Origin of the sequence: Metallibacterium scheffleri (genome assembly GCF_002077135.1) — a bacterium.
In the GTDB taxonomy this organism is placed as follows: Bacteria; Pseudomonadota; Gammaproteobacteria; order Xanthomonadales; family Rhodanobacteraceae; genus Metallibacterium; species Metallibacterium scheffleri.
Window position 1 is genome coordinate 1210059 of record NZ_LDOS01000002.1, and the last position, 20904, is coordinate 1230962.

General features: G+C 62.7%; 12 protein-coding genes, 1 pseudogene and 1 other annotated feature. Of the genes and pseudogenes, 2 read left to right on the plus strand and 11 right to left on the minus strand.

The genetic code is table 11. The features are described from left to right. Window positions 1–29 precede the first annotated feature (29 nt). From Mschef_RS10615 to Mschef_RS10630, 4 genes and pseudogenes are all read right to left on the minus strand, one after another. The gene (locus Mschef_RS10615; RefSeq protein WP_081128242.1) at window positions 30–5450 is read right to left on the minus strand and encodes a site-specific integrase; all 5421 of its coding nucleotides are present in this window, start codon (window positions 5448–5450) and stop codon (window positions 30–32) included. Window positions 5451–5548: 98 nt separating this feature from the next. After that, window positions 5549–6229, minus strand: a complete 681-nt coding sequence (locus Mschef_RS10620; protein ID WP_136256592.1) for a hypothetical protein — start codon at window positions 6227–6229, stop codon at window positions 5549–5551. A gap of 480 nt (window positions 6230–6709) precedes the next feature. Beyond that, the gene (locus tag Mschef_RS10625) at window positions 6710–6955 is read right to left on the minus strand and encodes a helix-turn-helix domain-containing protein (protein WP_081128200.1); all 246 of its coding nucleotides are present in this window, start codon (window positions 6953–6955) and stop codon (window positions 6710–6712) included. Window positions 6956–7302: 347 nt separating this feature from the next. After that, window positions 7303–7423 (minus strand) — a sequence feature (AL1L pseudoknot). Then, window positions 7313–7701: pseudogene (locus tag Mschef_RS10630) on the minus strand (transposase); the annotation flags it as partial. Its footprint overlaps the feature before it by 111 nt. Before the next feature lie 263 nt (window positions 7702–7964). On the opposite strand from Mschef_RS10630, the gene Mschef_RS10635 reads away from it, so the two are divergent. Together Mschef_RS10635 and Mschef_RS10640 are read left to right on the plus strand one after the other, a co-directional pair. Then, window positions 7965–9503, plus strand: coding sequence for a S10 family peptidase (locus tag Mschef_RS10635; protein ID WP_081128246.1), 1539 nt, complete (start codon window positions 7965–7967; stop codon window positions 9501–9503). 208 nt (window positions 9504–9711) lie between these two features. Next, window positions 9712–13011: a WD40/YVTN/BNR-like repeat-containing protein gene (locus Mschef_RS10640; protein ID WP_081128248.1), complete on the plus strand. Its 3300-nt coding sequence runs from the start codon at window positions 9712–9714 to the stop codon at window positions 13009–13011. A gap of 434 nt (window positions 13012–13445) precedes the next feature. On the opposite strand, the gene nuoN is transcribed toward Mschef_RS10640, so the two are convergent. The 7 genes from nuoN to nuoH are packed head-to-tail and all read right to left on the minus strand — an operon-like array spanning window position 13446 to window position 20903. Next, a complete protein-coding gene (gene nuoN / locus Mschef_RS10645; RefSeq protein WP_081128250.1) occupies window positions 13446–14882 on the minus strand; it encodes an NADH-quinone oxidoreductase subunit NuoN in 1437 nt (478 codons plus the stop codon). Between the two features lie 12 nt (window positions 14883–14894). Beyond that, window positions 14895–16403, minus strand: coding sequence for an NADH-quinone oxidoreductase subunit M (locus tag Mschef_RS10650; protein WP_081128252.1), 1509 nt, complete (start codon window positions 16401–16403; stop codon window positions 14895–14897). A gap of 26 nt (window positions 16404–16429) precedes the next feature. Then, on the minus strand, window positions 16430–18448 hold the full coding sequence (gene nuoL, locus Mschef_RS10655; RefSeq protein ID WP_081128254.1) for an NADH-quinone oxidoreductase subunit L: 2019 nt from the start codon (window positions 18446–18448) through the stop codon (window positions 16430–16432). A 9-nt stretch (window positions 18449–18457) separates the two neighbouring features. Continuing rightward, entirely contained in the window at window positions 18458–18763 is a 306-nt protein-coding gene (gene nuoK, locus Mschef_RS10660) for an NADH-quinone oxidoreductase subunit NuoK (RefSeq protein WP_081128257.1), read from the minus strand. Beyond that, window positions 18760–19377: an NADH-quinone oxidoreductase subunit J gene (locus tag Mschef_RS10665; RefSeq protein WP_081128259.1), complete on the minus strand. Its 618-nt coding sequence runs from the start codon at window positions 19375–19377 to the stop codon at window positions 18760–18762. Before Mschef_RS10665 ends, nuoK begins: the two co-directional genes overlap by 4 nt. Window positions 19378–19394: 17 nt before the next feature. Then, window positions 19395–19886, minus strand: coding sequence for an NADH-quinone oxidoreductase subunit NuoI (nuoI, locus tag Mschef_RS10670; protein ID WP_081128261.1), 492 nt, complete (start codon window positions 19884–19886; stop codon window positions 19395–19397). A 3-nt stretch (window positions 19887–19889) separates the two neighbouring features. Then, on the minus strand, window positions 19890–20903 hold the full coding sequence (gene nuoH / locus Mschef_RS10675; RefSeq protein WP_081128262.1) for an NADH-quinone oxidoreductase subunit NuoH: 1014 nt from the start codon (window positions 20901–20903) through the stop codon (window positions 19890–19892). Window position 20904 lies beyond the last annotated feature (1 nt).

The following is a 20904-nucleotide window of genomic DNA, read 5'->3' on the forward strand; positions in this document are numbered from 1 at the left end:
GGCCACAAGTGGAGGAGTATGGGTGGCCATCAGGGCAGTAGCGCGCAGGTCCACGTCATCACCCAGCGCACGGCCAGCACGTCGCGACGGATGAAGCCATCGGTCGGATTGCCGCAGCGGATCCTCCCCCATGACTGAACCCTGTCCGCGCGCCTGCTGCCCTGCTCGCGCTTGAACACCTTCTGCTCCATCACCGGCGTGACGTCCGCTGACGCGGGCAACTGCTGCCAGCGGGCTCGATCGTGGTCGTCGAGGCGGATTCGCCCGAATTCCTTTTCACTGGCGTGTAGCCAGCGATCCAGGAGCCATTCGAGCAAATCGGGATCGCGGGTACGCAGGTGCTCGATCCAGTGACACAGGGCGGCCGCCGACTGGGTCGGGGACTTCGCCGCAAGGCGGTGCGGGATGCGCCTGCCATCGACCCTGTCGCACGGATGGCGCTTCGCGCTGGATCCCCGTTTTCCCGTCGGAATCTCGTAAATCCGCGCCAAAGCATTCTCGATCGAGCGCATATCCAGACCCGTCTCGTTGGGAGCTGTGCCGCGCAGCACGGCCTCGATCTGCGCCAAGCGTTCGTAGCGGATGGCTGATCGGTCGTAGGCAGGCGGCTCGGGACTGTGTGGCCCGGCGAGCGGGCCTGCCGGCGCGTCCTCGCGCATCTGCTCTTCGACGTGGACCGCGTCCGGGCACAGCGTTTCGGCTTCTGCACGCAAGTGCTGATGAAGAAACGCCGCCGCCGTCGCAGCGTCCATATTCGTCGTCTCCTCGCGCCACGCCTGGCTACGCCGCTGCATGGTGCGCGGGCTGCCGAGCCGCCGCTCGAACGCGCGCATCAGATCGGGGACCGGCTGTCCGCACAGGTGCGCATAGAAGGCGATCCCGACGGTGTGGATGTAGTGGCGCAGTGTCGTGAGCGGATGCGAGTGGCCGAGCAGCGCCGCGATCGCCTGCAGGCCGTGACCGCTCTGCCCTTCCCCGCCGAACAGCACGTCCATTGGCGCATCCGGCACCAGGAAATCCGCCATCCAGGGAAACTGCACCTCGATCCGGTGGTAATCGACTGCATCCGACAGGGCCGACAGCAGAAGACGGCTCGCCACGGTGTGGCGCACCGTGTGCAGGTGGACGGCGGGGTCCGATGCTTTCCGTTGCACCAACTTGTTGACCGCATCGAAGAAGTTGTCGCCTTGGACCGTACGCGGGATGCCATGCGCCAGCAGTTGGCGCTCCGATCCGGCACGAACGGCCTGGATCCACTTCATGTCCGCGAAATCGGTCAACGCCTTCGGCAGGACGCGATCGGACCAGGCCGTCTTCAGCGTGTGCGTTCCATAGGGCTGCACCCGGATCAGATCGCCTTGCACATCGATCTCGCGGATTTTTTCAGCCTCGCTCCGGCGCAGCCCGAACAGTGCAATGGTCTCAAGATGACGCCGCGCCACGGCGCGGGTGTCCGGATTGCCAATCCCTGATTCATCCACACGGTCGATGGATCGGGCCACAGCACGGATCGACGCCGTCGTCACGATCTTGGCGAGGACACCGCGCGGCGCTGGCGGTTCGATCTCGCCGACCGTAAAGCCGGCCTTTTGCGCCACGGATCTTGCTGCCCGTTGCCGGAGAAACCGGCGAAACGTCTCGAACGGCAGCGACGTATCGATTCCCGGGTGCAGATCCTGAAACTGCTCCTCCAGGTTGACGAGGAACGCCTCGTCGATCGTCAGCTCCGAATCCCCGGCCACGCCAAAACCGACGAGCGCATACCCCACCACCTCGATGACCTGCTGAAAACGGCGCTTCTCGGCTGGCTTGACCTTGCCGCCCTGGATCTTGGCTTGATGTTGCAGGTACCACACGGCGAACTTTTTCAACAGCTGTTGCAGGGGCAACCGCACCTCGATGTCATCGATCGTCCTGCACATCGCCTCGACCCGCGGCGACTGTCGATAGGCGATCCGGTGCACGAGGTCCTGGCTGCTTGCCACTTCGGAAGACGGCAGCGATACCTGCTCAAGCGACGTCCGTTCGAGGCTGAGCGCGAGTTCAGGCAGTGACCGGTGCGCCGTTCTCGCCTCGTAGCCGGCAAGGTGGCGGATTTCATCATCCGCAAGGTCGTGCGTCTCGAACTCCGCCGATGCGTACGCGGCCAGCACCGGGCTACCGCGCATGAGGTGGTACTGCTGCGCAGCCGCACCCGTGATCGTCAAGAGGTTGCCGACATTCACGCCCGCCAGGGCACGCAGGTAGTGGCTCAGCGCCGCCTGGATGCGTGCGCGCCGCTTCTGGGGATTCAGAGCAAGCAACGGCGTCAATGCAGCCTTGAGCCTGGCGAATTCGGCGACGAAATAGATCTGGCTGTACGGTTCCAGATAATGGATGCGATCCATCAGGGCGCCGTTGCGCCGGCAGCGAACCCGGCTCGGCACGTACCGCAACGGGCCGGTCGCGAGGATGCCGACGCTGCCGTAGCTTTGCAGAAATGCATCCAGCACCGGCCAGGTCACGAGACCCTGCCGCCAGATGCACAGCATCACGAAGCGCCCAAGTTCGCACGCGTCTGCACCGTCCGGGTCGGCCGCCGCGGGCAGATGCTCGAGCTCCGTGTACAACGCCGGCAAGACCCGACTCGTGAAGTACGCAAGATGGTGCAGCGCCACCTCATCCACCAGCCAATCGCGCTGGAGCTGGATGCGCGGCCGGTCGGCAAAGATCGGCACCTTCCATGCAGTGCGCGCGGCGGCACAGCAGGCCCGCGCGACCTCGCACACCTTGGCGTCATCGCCGACGTAGCGTTGAGCCACCGCCCTCACCAAGGCGGTGACTACCTTCGGATCCTTGATCTCCGCCGCGCGGATGGCCTCATAAAGTGCCTCGTCCGCCAGGCGGCACTCCGCGTCAAAGTCGAAGCTCGGCTCATCCGGGGGGAGGCGCTTGGCGCGCTGGCTGGAATCCGCGAGCCCTTTCGGCTTCAGCGCAGCGACCACCGGCCAGTCAACCCACGTACCGATGGCCTGCGGATGGGCGATGACCTCAAAGCCGAGCTCGCGCTGCAATTGCTCCTGGCCGGCCAACCAGGCCTGGCGGAACCGCCGAAACGCGAAGTTGGAGGTGACCCGATACGGATGGCGCCCGGCAACCCAATGCCCCATCCCCGCATCGAGGTAGCGCCCGCCAATCACGGCCATTTCCTGACGCACGAGCTTTCTTGCCCAGTTGCCCGGCATGGGGATCAGCTGCTCCACTTGATACAGCCACTTGGGCCGGTAGTCGGCGACTTCCCCGCTGACTTTCAGGAACTGAAACCGCAGGACACCAGCCCTGAACTCGTCAGCGATGGGCTGGAACTTGGGGATGCGAAACGCCAGGTGCCAGACATAGCCAAAGTACGCCCGCAGCTGTGCCAGCACACCCTCCGTCAGCGGTACCAGTCGTTCCGCGCTGCCGTCATCGCGATGCTTGTCGGCAACGACCGCCACGCCATCGATGATGGCAACGGGCGCCGGCGCGACGCGAGCCCGCCCAGCGGTCGCCATGTTCAGCCACAGGAGGGTGTATAGCGTCAGCAGGTTATGGGCGCGGATCGCCCGCTCCGCCCCACCCTCCGCATCTGGCTCCAACAGAAAACCACGCAGGCGTTCGCGCAGCCGGCCAAGCTCCGCGCGCAAGGCATTCTTGTCGATGGCATCGGGCGTGCCGACGTATAGCGGCCCGGTGTCCCATGGAGTCGTCGAGCCTGCCGGCTGTACCGGGGTGCCCAGCAACTGTGTCAAGGCGCTTGCCCAGACGGCACTCGCCTGATCCACCGGGTACGCCGCGTAATGAATGATGTTCGCGAAGTTCAGGGCTTGCCGGTCGGTGATCAATTTGACCAGGCCGAGGTCGCCACGCGTCTGCTCGAGCACCAGGAACACCAATGCCTCGCGTACCAACCCGGGCTTGATCCCGAACTGCGCTGGCAACCTGGCAAGCCAGGCCTTGGCAGTCGCTCCGTAGGCCGGCAGATCGAGCTGCTTGCTCCCCAGCCACGTCGCATCGCCGAGCAGCTCGATCGCAACGACCGGCAGCTCGACCGTGAGAAAATCCCCCCGCGCATGCGTGATGGTCCTTTTGCGCCGCTTTTGCGCCCGACTCAGCGCCGGTGCCGCCGCCCGGACGGACAAGGTGCGGTCGGCGACCGACACGATGATTTCGGCATCACCCGGGTGTGCGCGGCCAACGCTCCGAAGGATCCGAACCCGGCGTGCATCATCCAAGGTGCGCCCGGTCATCAGGCTGATCAGTACGATCAGCTTGGCCGCCCGCTCCTCTGGCTTGTCGGTATCGGAGAGCGGCAATGCGCGGATCAACGCAAGCAGCGCGTCCCGGCCCAGGCGGTTCCTGGACCACGGCAGCAGCGCATTTTCATACTCTGCTGCATACCGCCACCCCTTGGCCGCGTAGTAACTCGCCACCGGATCATCGCCCGTACGACCGATATAAATCTGGTAGAGCGGATCGCCATCGGACCCATCGGGATCTTCACCCTCATCGACCCAGGCGCCGCGCGGGGCGCGCGGGCTCTGCGTCGGGGACGATTCGGGCCCGTAGACATCGATGGTGACAGCCGATTTGACATCATCCGGGTCATCGACGCGAACCTCCTCGCGCCATTCTCCATAACGACGCACACGCGGTCGCGAGTAGTCGCGCTGCGCATCACGCACGCGTTCGCGCGACACGCCATCCCTTTCCTCGGTCAACCGCCACGCCAGCCGCAGCACATGGCGGATCGCACCATGGACGCGATACCGCATGGACTCCAGCTGCTCGCGTGCCTCGCCCTCACTCAACTTGGCACGCCACGCAAGATCCTTGACGTCGCTTGCCCCAATCGTCGTGATGCGATGGACCTGATGCGCAAGCCGCGCCAGACGGCGGCCATGAACGTCCGTCAGCTCAAGACCCAGACTGAGCAGCGCACCCCGCGCGCCCTGCTGGTCAGGATCGGCCAGCTTCCGGATCTGGCACCCTGCCGCTGCGATCGGCCCACCGGCATCTTCGCGGTTGAGGCGGTTACCGGAGGATTCCTCGCCGTCAAGGTAATTCGAGTAAGAAGCGCTCGTGAGGGTCTGGTGGTGGTAGCGCAGGCACAGCCATACAAACCACTCCGTGATGTGCTCGAAGTCAGGCTGATCAGCACCACGGCCCGCCTCCAGCATCAGCACATCGCACAACGGGCCATCGCCCGTATAGGGTTGCAGCGGAGTGGATGAATCACGCGGATAGTGCGACTGCGCAAAGTGCGCCTCAGCCGCGCCGGCAACCGCCACTTCGCGAAGAATGGCCAGCTGCTTGCTGATGTCGCCCAGCTTCTCGGGCTTGATGGCCGGCTTGTTGTCGAGCATTCCGACGAACCGGCCGCAGTACAGCGCTGACCCTTCCAGCGAGTACGGCGCCGCGATCAGGCGCAACGCGTCAATGAGGTCCCGCCTCGATAACCTCCCCGCCCCACCCTGCTCTTGCGCTCGTCGCGCGTTCACAAGATCAAGCAGGCGGGAGAGATGGAGGTTCACAGTTCGAGCGCGGGAAACCGTTGCCGGATCATGGCGGCGGTATTGACTGATTTCTCGATCAGCAGCCCGCCTTCCATCGCCGTGCCGCAGAGGCGACAGATCAGATCGAGGTTGCCGTCGATGAAGTCACCAAACACGTTGAGCATCAGCGCGGCCGCCTGCGTGAACGTCAGCTGCCTTTTCGGAGGGTTGCCGCACACCACGGCAGGCACTTCAAGGTGTGGGAGGCGGTACCTGGCGAGTGCGGTGGTCAGTTGGTTGGCATGGACACGCAGACGACCCGTGCGTGTGTCGCGTGCCACGACGGGAGGCGCCCACTGGACGAGGTCTTTGACACGCTCCGCGGAAACGGCCGCGGCAAAGCGATCGAACGCCTCATGGACCGCAAGGTCCACGGACTCGCCGGGAGCAAATAGGTCGAGGCCGTTCAGGCGGATGGAAATCCTGCGCCGCTCGGAACGGACGCTGCCTTTTGGCCATCTGGTGCGAAATGCGCCATCGCGCGGATCAACGCCATGTAACCGGGCGATCCGGACCTGGTAGGCGACCGCCAGCACTGCACGCCGTTGGGTGAGGCTGATGCGAGGCAGTTCACCACGCGCCGATATCAAGCAGGCGGCAAGCCCGAGGTCTGCCTGCCACGGCTTTGGAGTGAATTTCGGAACGACCAGCTTCATGCCGTACCACCGTTACCGGCGAGGAGACTAGCTCAGGTGCCTGACACGCACGCATGAACGAGGCCGTAGCCCTACGGTCATAATCTAGCATGAAATCCGTTTCGCCATTTGTCGGCGTTATACGGTAGTAGCGGGTGGTGATCGATATCGACTCGAGAGGCGTATCGGCCGAGCAGATGCTTTATCTACAACAACTGGCGCCTTATTTCCCCGACGTAGACCTTATGCGGCCGACTACCGTGTTCGGATTATGAGCGACGAGCTGCCAGACTGCTCCACCCCGCAACAGAGTCAGTAATTGTAAGGACGGCGGCGAGCAGACGCAACACTTTTCGCGGAAATCCTGATGGATCGGGTGCCTGCGGACCGACCCCACGGCTTGCACCAGCCCTGAACACCGACGTCTTCGCAATCGCGCTGCAGTCAATGGAGTGGGTGTGGCCCACCTGTAGCCCAACGCTAGCCCACCCATAGCCCAACTCACTTTGACGCCTGACCGTCGGGCTCCTCGTCGACCAAGACCAGTAGAGCCCCCGGCGTGCATCGAAAGTAACGGCACAATCGCTCGATGGTGTCGGTACTGGTCACATAGCCGGGGACGTTGGCGATTCGCGAGACAGTTGGCCGCGACAGGCCGGTCTCCTCACAGACATCGCTGATCGTGATCCGTCTACGCTCACGAAAGCTCTTCTCGTCAAGCAGTTGGTTGAACAGGAATCGGATCACGCGCCCTCCCACTTGATCGTGAGTGAATCATATACTTTACTTTGAGTAAACTATGTGATATATTAGGATCACATTGCGATTGCACCGCAATGCATATGGAGGTCAGAAATGAAGCAAACGTATCTTACAACTGACGAGCTTGCTGAGCTGATCAAGTACGACGCACGGACGATCCGGGAGCGGCTGAAGGACTCCGTCTTACTAGAGTGTGTGCGCCGACGGCGATTTGAGCCATGCGCCGGGTTTGCGGTGAGCCGATTGGAACGCGCAGAAATTCAAGCCTGGCGCCGTGCGCAACTCGTTTGCGATGGCTCAGTCGCCGATCGGCATGTGGCTCAAATCGACGTCGGCGCCAACAACCTGCAGCACCTTGCAGATCGGCTCGACCCCGAAGTTCTCCCGGTGTTCGTCGACGAACGCCCTCATGGCTTCAGCCGGCGGTCGAGCTCCGCCTGGGCGAAAAACGCGCTGGCCAGTTTCAGGATCTCGTTGGCACGGCGCAGTTCCTTCACTTCGCGTTCCAGCGCCTTGATGCGCTGATGCTCCACGGTCGTCAGGCCATCGCGCTGCCCGGTGTCCCGCTCGTGCTGCCGTACCCAGTTCAACAGCGTCTGCGATGTATAGCCGATCTTCGGCGCAATCGACTCGATCGCAGCCCACTGCGAGGCATGCTCGCCGCGCTGCTCGAACACCATGCGTACCGATCGCTCTCGGACCTCAGGGGAAAACTTCTTCGTTGTGTTCATGGCTCCATCGTCTCAAGAGTTGGAGCCTCCTCAAATCCCGGGGCGGTTCAATCAGGCGTTGGCCGATGCCGCCGACCAATACGACCGAAGAGCTCAAGTGATCACGTCGCGGAAAGTCGATGGTTGGCAAACGCAACCCGAGCCGCCGTGCGAACTCGAGCTTGACCGCGCAGCCTGAGCTTGATGTACGAGACCTGAACTTATCGACGCTTTTGTACTCGAATCCGGGGTCGTTGCTAAGTTCCATCGAAGGAGACTGACCCATGTCGCGCGCGATCGCCCTGCCGGCTCTGTGTTTACTGATGGTGTCCGTGGCTGCATTCGCGACACCGCCCAAACCCGCCACCAGCGCCCCGGCTCCGGTGCCCAAAGAACGGTCGGTGAGCACACAGCACAGCGTGACCATCGACGGCCGCACGATCCACTACACGGCCACCGCCGGCACCATCCTGCTCCGCGGAAAAGACAACCAGCCGATCGGCAGTATGTTCTACGTCGCTTATACCGAGGACGGAGTGCGCAACCGCGCCGACCGCCCCGTTACCTTTCTATATAACGGCGGGCCAGGAGCCTCGTCCAACTGGCTGACCATGAGCGGACTTGGCCCGTATCGCGTCAGGCTGGTCAACGGCGCGGCCACTCCGCCAGCGCCGTATTCGGTCGTCCCCAGCCACCAGAGCATCCTCAACGATACCGACCTGGTGTTCGTGGATGCCATGGGTACCGGCTTCAGCCATCTCGTCGGCAAAGGCACGGGCAAGATGTTCTGGGGCGTGGACCAGGATGTGCGTTCCTTCGGTCAGTTCATCCAGCGCTATCTGACGCAAAATGATCGCTGGAATTCGCCGCTGTTCCTGTATGGCGAGAGTTACGGCACCACCCGCTCCGCGGGCCTCGCCCTGTACCTCCAGAACCAGGGGATCGCCGTGAATGGCGTGATCCTGCAATCGTCGATCCTGAATTATTTCGACTGGACGCCTGGCTCGGACAACAAATACATATTCACCCTGCCGACCTTCGCGGCGCTCGCCTGGTATCACAACAAGCTTCCCAACAAGCCTGCCAGCTTGCCGGCTTTCGTGCAGCAGGTGCGCGAATTCGCGGACGGGCCATACGCGCAGGCACTGCGGCCAGGCAACCAGTTACCGAAAGACCAGCTCGATGCCATGGCGCAAAAGTTGCACCGGTTGATTGGCTTGCCGGTAGGCTACCTCGAGCGCGCCAATCTGAGGGTGACCAGCTCCGAGTTCCGCAAGGAACTGATGCTGCCCGAGCGCGAGCAGCTGGGACGGTACGATGGCCGCTATGTGGGCGTAGACGGCAATGCCATCAGCGCCACACCAGACTCCGATCCATCCAACCAGATCTCTCCGGCACTGAACCAGGGCTATCTGTGGTACGTCTTCCATGTGCTGAAATGGAAAACAAATCGCGCCTACGTGGGACTGAATTTCGAAGCCTACAAGACGTGGGATTGGCATCACCGGATGCCGGACAGCCGCCGCAAGCAGCCGTTACCGGATGTGGCCGCTGACCTGGCCGCCGCCATGCGCAAGAATCCCTACCTGCAGGTGCTGTCCGAGAACGGCTACTTCGACTTGGCGACTCCATTCCACGCCACCGAATTTGATCTCAGCCACATCACGCTGAGTCCGGCGCTGCAGAAACACATTCACTTCGCCTACTTCTACTCGGGCCACCCGATCTACATCAATCCCGACGCGCTCAAGGCCATGCACCAGGTGCTGGACAGGTTTTACAGCGACACCCTGAAGGACGATGCGAAGGGTCCCGCGAACTGACACCGACGGCGAGGCTCTGACGCACGTTGGATGGCCGCCCTTGATGATTGACCCTCACTGTGTCGAAGGCAGGCAGAGCTCAGCCTGGCGCGCGTTGGTCTTGGCTTGCGCGATCGCTTTGCTGGGTCTGCCTGTGGCATGTCGGGCGCAACGTGCTGGCACGGCGAGGCAGGCGACCACAAAGCCACCGGCGCTGCAGTTTCACTACATGGGCCCGCCCGCCGGCAGCCGCATTGCTGCAGCTGCCGGCGTGCCCGGCGATGCTGCGATCGTTTACCTCGGCGCGGCTTCCGGCGGCCTGTGGAAATCCACGGACGGCGGCCACACATTCATGCCGATTTTCGATGATGCACCGGCCATCGGTGCCATCGCCGTGGCGCCGGCCGACCCTGATACCGTATGGGTCGGCACCGGCGAGCCCTGGTTGATACGCGTGAGCGACATTGTGGGCGACGGCGTGTACAAGTCGACCAACGCCGGCAAGACCTGGCGACACATGGGCCTCGTCAAGACCGGACGCATTTCCCGCATCGTGATCAATCCCGAGAACACCAACAACGTGTTCGTGTGCGCGGAGGGCATGGACAGCGGCCCCCAGCAGTCACGCGGCGTCTTTCGCACGACCAACGGCGGCAAGACCTGGAAACGCACGCTGTTCGTCAACGTGCACACGGGCTGCAGCGGCCTCAGCATGGACCCCGCCAACCCTAACATCCTGCTCGCTGGCACTTGGCAGGTGAAGCAGCGCACCTGGGAGGAAGTGGAAGGCGGCCGCGGCAGCGGCGTCTATATCTCGCATGACAACGGCCGCACGTGGCAGCACCTCACCACCGCGAACGGCCTGCCCAAACCTCCACTCGGCAAGATCAGCGTCGCCATCGCGCCGTCCAACCCGCGGCGCATGTACGCCGTGATACCAACGCTCGATCAAGGTTCGCTGTGGCGCAGCGACGACGGCGGTCAACGCTGGAAAGTCGCGAGCTGGAACCGCAACCTCACATCGCGTGCGGGCTATTACGATCGCGTCCTGGTGAATCCCAAGGACGCCAACGGGGTATTGATCCTCAACTCGATTGCTCAGTACTCGTCCAACGGTGGCCACACTTTCTCGGGTATGGGCGGCAAGGACGTGAAGCCCTTCGGACCCGCATCCTGCGGCGACTGTCACGACGGCTGGATCGATCCGACCAATCCGCAACATTACATCCTCACCGACGACGGCGGCGCGGAGATTTCCACTGGCGCCGGTACAGCACTCGCCGTGGCATTGCCCATCGGCCAGATCTACCACGTCACCAGCGACGACCGGGTCCCGTACCGCATCTACGGCAATCGTCAGGACGATGGCACCTGGTGGATGTCGAGTGACATTTCGCAGCCGAGCGGCAACGGCCTGCTGCGAAAAAGCGAGTTCATGCCCGAGCGCGGACCGCGCTTCGGGCTTGGTGGCAAAGGCAAGGCCAAGGTCAACCAGCGGCTGCTGGCCCTGTACCCGAAACAGGCCGCGATCCCCAAGGGGTGGGCACTGGGCCCCAACGGCGAACCCACCAACGCGCCGGGCCACGTCGGCTACGAGACACCCAGCCCACCGCTGCCCACCTACCATGACTTTCCAAATGGCTGCGAGTCGGGCTTCACCGAAGCTGACCCCGTCAATCCAGACATCGTGTGGTCCTCATGCTGGGGCAACCAGTTGATGCGCTTCAACCTGGCCTCCAACGATGTGCACGAAGTATCGCCATCGGAAATTGCCATCGATTCGCCGCCAAGCCAGACCCGATACCGCTGCCACTGGACGACGCCGCTGGCGATCGACCCGTTCAACCACAACGACGTCTACTACGGCTGCCAGATGGTGCTGCGAACCAGTGATGCGGGCCATACCTGGACTCGATTCAGTCCGGACCTGTCCACGAATAACTCAAAGTATCTCGTCGGCGGCATCGGGGTGCCACCGGACAATCTCGGCCAGTCGGTCGGCGAGGCAATCTGGTCGCTGGCTTTTTCGCCCATCCAGAAAGGCCTGTTGTGGGCTGGCACCAACGACGGCCAGCTTTGGTACACGACAGGCGCCGAATCCGCGACCGAGCCCGAGTGGATTGATGTCACGCGAAATCTGCATTTGCCGCCCCGCGGCGAGATCAACCAGATCGCGCCTTCGTACTTTCACGCAGGCACCGTGTACATCGCCGTGGATTTCAGGCTTGCCGGCCACAACAACGATGCGCCGTACCTCCTCATGACGACGGACTTCGGCAAGCACTGGCGCAACATCGACGGCGACATTCCGTCCGGAAATCCTCTGGATTACGTGCTTTCGGTGGCCGCAGACCCTGATCGTGAGGGCATGTTGTTCGCGGGCACGGCCCGCGCTTTCTATTACACGCTCGACAACGGCACGCACTGGACCCAGTTCAAGAAGGGGCTGCCACCGGCACCAGTGGACTGGATCAACATCCAGCCGCACATGCATGACATTGATGTTTCCACCTACGGGCGCGGCGTTTTCATCATGCCGGACATCACCACCTTCGAACAGACAGGCTCGCCGCGCGCGCCAAGCAGCGGGCCTACGCGGCTCTTCAAGCCCGGTCGGGTATTCCGGATGACCGATGGCGGCTATCCATCGCCGATGCAGCCGGCGCGTCCCCAGTTCCAGTTTTACCTTGCCAGCAAACCGCGACACGCGGTGCAAATCGAGATACTCGATGCGCAGGGTCAGATCATCCGCAGCCAGAAGCTAACCGCGCACCAGGGGCTGAACGGCTATGACTGGAACCTCATGTACAACACACCCACGCACTTGCGGCTGCTGACCACCCCTGCGGCCGATCCCTACATTTGGCAAGAAGCGCGCTTCCAGGGCAAGACCGAGCGGCCGGCCCTGCACTGGGGCATCAATTCACATACCGGCACGCCAATCGCGGCGCCGGGCAAATACCAGATACGCCTGAGCGTGGATGGCACCCGCTACACCCAGGCGTTCCAGCTCGTGAAGAATCCGCAGATCGCATCCAGCGACGCGGACCTGCAGGCATCGACCGCCGCGCAAGTACAAATCGCGGATGCGATCAGCGAGACCTCGCATCTGGTCAATGCCATGGAGCGATGGCGCAAGCAGATCCAGGATCAACTCGCGCAGCCACGCTCGGCATCAGCCAGCGCAGCACTCGAGCAACTCGACGCGCGCATCACGGGGGTCGAGAACGAACTGATCAGCCCGGAGATGCGCCTCAGCGAAGCTAAGCAGTTCGGCGCGCCGTTCAAGGTGTACATGAACCTGCTGTGGCTGTCTGGCCAAGTCGGTCAGGGCGTGGAGATGGCAGGTGGCGGCTCGGACTACGCGCCCACCGCCGCGCAACTGCAGCTCATCGCCAATCTGCAGAGCCAACTCGCGCAAGTCAAATCCCGGTTCACCACCCTGGAAACCACCACCATTCCGGCATTCAATGACAAAATGCATGGCGCCGGCATCAGCATCAGTGAGCGCTTGTATCGCCCGAGATAGCGCCGCGTGACGTGCGCGGGGGTTCATCCGCTTCCCTTGACTTGAACCATTCGGCGATGCCTTCTCATGCGCCAGCCGCATGATTTCTGGCCTGAATTTCCGAGGCCAGCGATCACTCAATGAAACCTTCTGATGCCCGCCGTTTGGCCCCAGGTGCCACGGTGCGCGCGGACACCCGGTTCGGCTTCCTTCTCTCGGCCGGAGCCGACGATACGCGCACGGTTCAAGTGCCCGACGACTGCCGTGCCGCCTGCAAGCCATGACGCGCACACGCCGCTAGGACTGTGGCGCGATGGCAAGACAGTGTGAGCATCGGCGCGTTGTTGCCAGGGAAAACATCGCTGACGAAAGAAGGCGCCACGGAGCGAGCGCCTTGCCCGTCGCCATGCCCAAGGGCGGCAACATGGGCATTCAATCTCCGTGTACGTCCATCATCACCCGACAAAGGCGCGCGTGCACCAATCCAGCAGCGGCCCCCAGAACACACCCAGCACCAGCAAGGACAGCGCGTTCAATGAAAGCACCCAGCGCAGCGACGCATCGCCGCTGATCGACAAGGTGCTGTCGTCAGCGGGTTTGTCGAAGTACATCACCTTGACCACGCGCAGGTAGTAGAACAGGCTGATGATCGCGGCCAACGCGCCGACGATCGCCAGCCACAGCATGTGCGCTTCGATCGCTGCCTGCAGTACCAGCAGTTTGGCGAAGAATCCGAGCAGCGGCGGCACGCCACCGAACGAAAACATGACCAGCGCCATCATCCCGGCAAACCAGGGGGAGCGCTGGTTGAGACCACGCAGATCGTCGATCTTGTCCGCCTCGAAGCCGGCGCGGGACAACGCCAGAATCACGCCGAAGGCCGCTGTGGACATCAGCGTGTAGACGATCGCGTAAAACACGGCGGCGGCATTGCCGAAGGCCGTGCCCGCGGACAGACCGAGAAACAGAAAACCCATGTGACCGATGGTCGAGTAAGCCAGCATGCGCTTGAGGTTGGTCTGCACGATGGCAACCAGGCTGCCGATCGCCAGCGAGGCCACGGCCAGCACCGCGAGCATCTCGCGCCAGTAAGGCGCCAGCGGCATCAAGCCCAGGTCAAGCAGACGCAGCGCCATGCCGACTGCGGCCAGCTTGGGGGCCGAGGCGACAAACGCGGTGACCGGCGTGGGTGAGCCTTCGTAAACATCGGGCAGCCACATGTGGAACGGCGCGGCGCCAAACTTGAAGGCGATCCCGGTGATCAGGAACACCAGGCCGAATACCGCCAGGGTGTGATGCGGTGTGAACGGCAAGGTGCTGGCAATACCGGTCAGATCGAGCGTGCCGGTGGCGCCGTACAACATCGACATTCCGTACAGCAACAGGCCGGACGCCAGCGCACCCAGCACGAAATACTTCATCGCTGCTTCGGTCGATCGGGGGGAATCACGATCCAGCGCGACCAGCGCGTAGGAAGACAGCGTGACCAGTTCCACGCCCAGGTAGACCATCACCAGATTGCCGGCCGACACCAGCAGCATGATGCCGAGCAGGCCGAAAAGCATCAGCGTGTGGAACTCGCCGATGGCCACCTTGCGCGCGCACAGGTAGGACTCGCCGTACACGAACACCAGTGCCACGGACAGCAGCGCGAACAGCTTGAGGATCTCGGCCAGCGTATCGCTGATGTACATGCCGTTGAAAGCCGTGACCGGGTTGGTGTGATGCCCCGCCACGACCAGCAGTGCGGTGACGACCAGCACGAGCATCGACAGCCAGTGCACCGCGCCGCGATGACGCGCGCCGGAGAAGGCATCCAGCAGCAGCAGGACGCAGATCGCGCCGGTCAGGTACAACTCCGGCAGCAGGGTTACGACATCATTCCAGCTCATTGCACGGCATCCTCAAAGCTTGCTGTGACCCAGCGTCTGCACGAGCTGACCGACGGGCGCATCCAGCATGCGCACCAGGGGCTCGGGCCAGATACCGATCGCCAGAACGAATATGGCGAACACCGCCATCACCAGTGCTTCACGCGCATTGATGTCCGGCATCGCGGCAACATGGGCATTGGGTGGCTCGCCCCATACCACGCGTTTGACCAGCCATAGCGTGTAACCGGCGCCGATCACCAGGGTGAACGCCGCGAGCAGCGCCAACCACGGATTAGCCGCGAAGCTGGCCAGTATCACCATGAATTCACCGACGAAGCCCGACGTGCCCGGCAAGCCGACGTTGGCCATGGCGAAGAACACCATGAACGCGGCGAACCACGGCATCACCTTGGCCAGACCACCGTAGTCCTTGATCTGACGCGTGTGCATGCGGTCGTACATGACGCCAATGCAACTGAACAAGGCGCCCGAGACGAATCCGTGCGAAATCATCTGCACCATGGCGCCCTGCATACCCAGCTCCGCGGCATCGCCCTGCTGGCTGCGAATCAGCATGAACACGATGAACAGGCCGAGGGTGACGAAGCCCATGTGCGCGATGGACGAATACGCCACCAGTTTTTTCATGTCTTCCTGCACCAGCGCCACGAAGCCGATGTAGATCACCGCGATCAAACTCAAGCCAACCACCAGCCAGGCGTAGTGCTGGGCGGCGTCCGGCGCCACCGGCAGGGCAAAGCGGATCAACCCGTAGGCGCCGATCTTGAGCATCACCGCCGCCAGCACCACCGAGCCGCCGGTCGGCGCCTCGACGTGCGCATCGGGCAGCCATGTGTGCACCGGCACCATCGGAATCTTCACCGCGAAAGCCAGCAGGAAGGCGAAGAACAGCCACGTCTGCGCATCCATGCCCAGCGGCAGGGCCTGCAGCGCGGCGATATCGAAGGTGCCCGCCCTGGAATACAGATAGATCAGTCCGACCAGCATGAAGATCGAACCGAGGAACGTGTACAGAAAGAATTTGATCGATGCATACACGCGGCGCGGCCCGCCCCATACACCGATGAGGATGAACATCGGGATCAGCTGCGCCTCGAAAAACACGTAGAACAGCAGCGCATCCGTCGCTGCGAACACGCCGATCATGAAGCCCTGCAGGACCAGCATGGCCGCCATGTACTGATGCACGCGCGTCTTGATCACTTCCCACGCGCCGATGATGACCAGCACCGTCGTAATCGTGGTCAGCAATATCAATGCCATGGCGATGCCATCCACGCCCAGCGCATAGTGCACGTTGAGGGCGCGGATCCACAGGTGCGACTCGGTGAATTGCATCGCCGCCGTGGCATCGTTGAAACCAGGCAGCATGGCCAGGTTGATCGCCAGGGTCAGCAGCGCGACCAGTAGTGCCAGCCAGCGCGCCAGGCGCGGCCGCCGGTCGCCGGCCAGCAACACGGGCACGGCGCCGAGGATCGACACCCAGATCAGCAGGCTGAGGAAAGGCCAATGGGTCATGAGCAAGACATTCCCGGCAGCGGCGCTCAGGCGCGACCCACGAACACGAATCCCGCCAGCAACAGGATCAGTCCGAGAATCATGGCGAACGCATAGTGGTAGAGGAGACCGGATTGCAACGCGCGTGCGCGCGTCGCGACGCGATTGACCAGCGCAGCGGAGCCATTGACGATGACACCGTCGATGGCGCCATCATCGGCGCGCTTCCACAAGGTGCGGCCCAGCGCGACACTGCCGCGCGTGAATACCGCATCGTAGAACTCGTCGAAGTAGAACTTGTTGTCGATGATCCGGTAGACAGGGCCCAGCGCGCGCTTGACGACATCTGCCAGGCCCGGGTTGAACAGATAGATGTAGCTGGTCACCGCGATACCGGCGATCGCGATCCAGAACGGCGCGGTGAACACCGCATGCAGCGTCAGTGGCAGCACGCCATGGAAATGCGTGGCCATCTCGCCCAGCACATTGTGCGCCGGCAGGACGAAAATCGCGCTGCCGAAGAAATCGGCGTACAGCAGCGGTTGCACCGCGAACATGCCCACCAGCAGCGAGGGAATCGCCAACAAAACCAGTGGCACGGTCACCACCCAGGGCGATTCGTGCGGGGGATGCGCCAGCACGCCGCGCTCATGGTGCGCATCATCATCGTGACCATGCCCGGCATGCTGATCGACGCGGAAACGCTCCTGGCCATGGAAGGTCAGGTACATCATGCGGAAGGTGTAGGTCGCGGTGACGAACACGCCCAGCAGCACGCACCAGTAGGCGTAGCCCGACCCCCAGATATGCGACATGCCGACCGCATCGATGATCGCATCCTTCGAATAAAATCCGGAAAACGGCGGGATGCCGCACAGCGCCAGCGCGCCGACCCACATGGTGAAATAAGTGATCGGCATGTAGCGGCGCAGGCCGCCCATGTACCGCATGTCCTGCTCGTGGTGCATGGCCATGATCACCGAGCCGGCACCGAGGAACAGCAGCGCCTTGAAGAACGCATGCGTCATCAGGTGGAAAATGCCCGCCGCGTAGGCCGATGCGCCCAGCGCGGCCATCATGTAACCCAGTTGCGACAGCGTCGAATAGGCGATCACGCGTTTGATGTCCCATTGCGTGATGCCGATCAATCCAAGGAAGAACGCACCGGTGGCGCCGATGACCAGCACCATGCTCAGCGCCGTGGTCGAAAGCTCGAACAGCGGCGACATGCGCGCCACCATGAACACACCCGCGGTCACCATGGTGGCGGCGTGAATCAGCGCCGAGATCGGTGTCGGGCCTTCCATCGAATCCGGCAGCCACACGTGCAGCGGAACCTGCGCCGACTTGCCCATGGCACCGATGAACAACAGGATGCAGATCAGCGTCGCCGCCGACCACGAGTGGCCGGGGATGATCTCGATGCCGCGCCCGACCAAGCTTGGTGCGTGCGCGAATACCTGGCTGTAGCTCAGCGAGCCCAGGAAATAAAGCACCGCAGCAATGCCCAGCACGAAACCGAGATCACCGACGCGATTGACGATAAAAGCCTTCATGCCGGCGCGCGAGGCGGTGGGTTTCTTGTACCAGAACCCGATCAGCAAGTAGGAGACCAGTCCCACGCCTTCCCAGCCGAAGAACAGCTGCAGGAAGTTGTTACTCATCACCAGCATCAGCATGAAAAAGGTAAACAGCGCGATGTAGCTGAAGAAGCGCTGATACCCGTCATCCTCAGCCATGTAGCCGACGGTGTAGATGTGCACCATCAGCGACACGAAACTGACCACCACCATCATCAGCGCACTGAGACGGTCGATCTGGAATCCGACGTACGCACCGATGTTGCCGACTTGGAACCATGTGTAGATGTTGTGGTTGTAGACCGCCGCCCCACCCCACACCAACTGCCAGAACACCCATAGCGACAGGCCGCAAGCGATGCCCACGCCGAGAATGGTGACGCTGTGCGCGCCAACGCGCCCGATCTGCTTGCGCAGCAAGCCCGCCAGCAGTGCACCGATCAACGGCGCGAGGACGATGGCGAGCAATGTTGAAGTAACAATCATGAAGCGTCCTCAGCCGCGCAAATCATCGAATTCGGCCACATTGATCGTGCGCCGGTTGCGGAATAGCAGGGTCAGGATGGCCAGACCAATCGCCGCTTCGGCCGCCGCCACCGTGAGAATGAAAAACACGAACACCTGCCCCGAGACATCGCCCAAAAACCGCGAGAAGGCGATGAAGTTGATATTGACCGCCAGCAGCATCAGCTCGATCGCCATGAGCAGCACGATCACGTTCTTGCGATTGATGAAAATGCCGGCCACGGCGATGCAGAACAGCACCGCGCCAAGCACGATGTAGTGCGCCAAGGTGATCATGATTTCGCTCCGTCATCGCTGCGTTCCGCCGGCATGCTGACCAGGCGCACGCGATCGCGCGCCACCACGGCGACCTGTTGCGCCGCGCTCTGATGACGCACGCCCGTGCGCTGGCGCAAGGTCAGTGCCACGGCCGCGACGATGCCCACGGTGAGGATCACCGCGGCCACCTCGAACGGCAGCAGATAGTGCGTGTACAGCGCCTGCCCGATCCAGGCGACGTTGGATTCGCCGTGCATGGTCGCAGGATTCGGTGGCGGTGCGACCTGCATGGCGCGCACACCGATCAGCGCGATCATCTCGGCCAGCATGATCAGCGCCACGCCAATGCCCACCGGCAGGTAGCGGATGAAACCATCGCGCGCCGCGGCGACCTTGATGTCCAGCATCATCACCACGAACAGGAACAGCACCATCACCGCACCGACATACACCACGATCAGGGCCAGCGCCAGGAACTCGGCGTCGAGCAGCATCCAGATGCAGGCGACGCTGAAAAATGTCATCACCAGACTGAGTACCGCATGCACCGGATTGCGCAAGCTGATCACCAGTAACGCGCCGAGCACGGCGAAAAAAGCGAAGAAATAAAACGCCAGGAGCTGGATGTTCATGGGTAGGTCCTCGGCGCTCAGCGGAATGCGGCGTCTTGCGCGCGCGCCGCGGCGATATCGTTCTCGAAGCGGTCGCCAATGGCCAGCAACTGCGTCTTGTTGACGATGTTCTCGCCGCGATGCTCGAAGTGGTATTCGTGGATATGCGTCTCGACAATCGAGTCCACCGGGCAGCTCTCTTCGCAAAAGCCGCAGTAGATGCACTTGAACAGGTCGATGTCGTAACGCGTGGTGCGGCGCTGGCCGTCGCTGACCCGCGGCGCCGAGTCGATGGTGATGGCCAGTGCCGGACACACCGCCTCGCACAGCTTGCAGGCGATGCAGCGCTCCTCGCCGTTGGGATAACGGCGCAACGCGTGCAGCCCGCGGAAGCGGTTCGACTTGGGGATGTGCTCCATGGGGTAACGCATGGTGTACTTGGGCTTGAACAAGTAGCCCATGGTCAGCCCCAGCCCCTGGAACAACTCCAACAGCAGCAGGCTTTTCAGGTAGCGCGTAACGTGGCTCATGGCTCAGGTCCCGGGCGTGACGATGTGGAGATACTTCAGCAGGCCGGCGACCAGCACCCACACCAGACCGATCGGAATGAACACCTTCCAGCCCAGGCGCATGATCTGGTCGTAGCGATAGCGCGGGAAGCTGGCGCGGAACCACAGAAACAGGAAGCTGACCAGGAACGCCTTGGCCAGCAGCCAGAAGAAACTGCCGTCGCCGATCGCGCCCCAGCTGACGGGGAACGGGCTCATCCAGCCGCCGAAGAAAAAAATCGGCGTGAGGAACGACACCAGGATCATGTTGGCGTATTCGGCCAGGAAAAACAGCGCGAACGTCGCACCGGAGTATTCCACATGGAAGCCCGCGACGATCTCGCTCTCGCCCTCGGCCACGTCGAACGGCGCGCGATTGGTTTCGGCCACGCCGGACACGAAATACACCACCACCATCGGCAGCAGCGGCAGCCAGAACCAGTGCAGCAGTCCACCCTGCTGGGCGCGCACGATGTCGCTCAGATTCAGGCTGCCGGCCAGCACCAGCACGCAGACCAGCGCCAGGCCCATGGCCAGTTCGTAGGACACGACCTGTGCGGCCGAGCGCATCGCGCCCAGCATCGCGTAGCGCGAGTTGGATGCCCAGCCGGCGATGATGATCCCGTACACGCCCATGGAGGTCATCGCCAGCAAATACAGTATGCCGGCATTGGCGTTTGACAGCACCAGGCCCTCGCCGAACGGAATGACTGCCCAGGCCGCCAGCGCCGGCACCAGCGCCAGCATCGGCGCCAGAAAAAACAGGAAGCGACTGGCGTTGGTCGGGACGACGATTTCCTTGAGCAACAACTTGACCACATCGGCAAAAGCCTGCAGCAAGCCCAACGGGCCAACCTGGTTGGGGCCCATGCGCACGTGCATCCAGCCCAGTACCTTGCGCTCCCAGTACACGAACATCGCCACGGCGATGACCAGCGGGATCACAATGGCCAGGATCTTGATCAGCGTCCACAGCACCAGCAGCAGATCGGCAGCCATG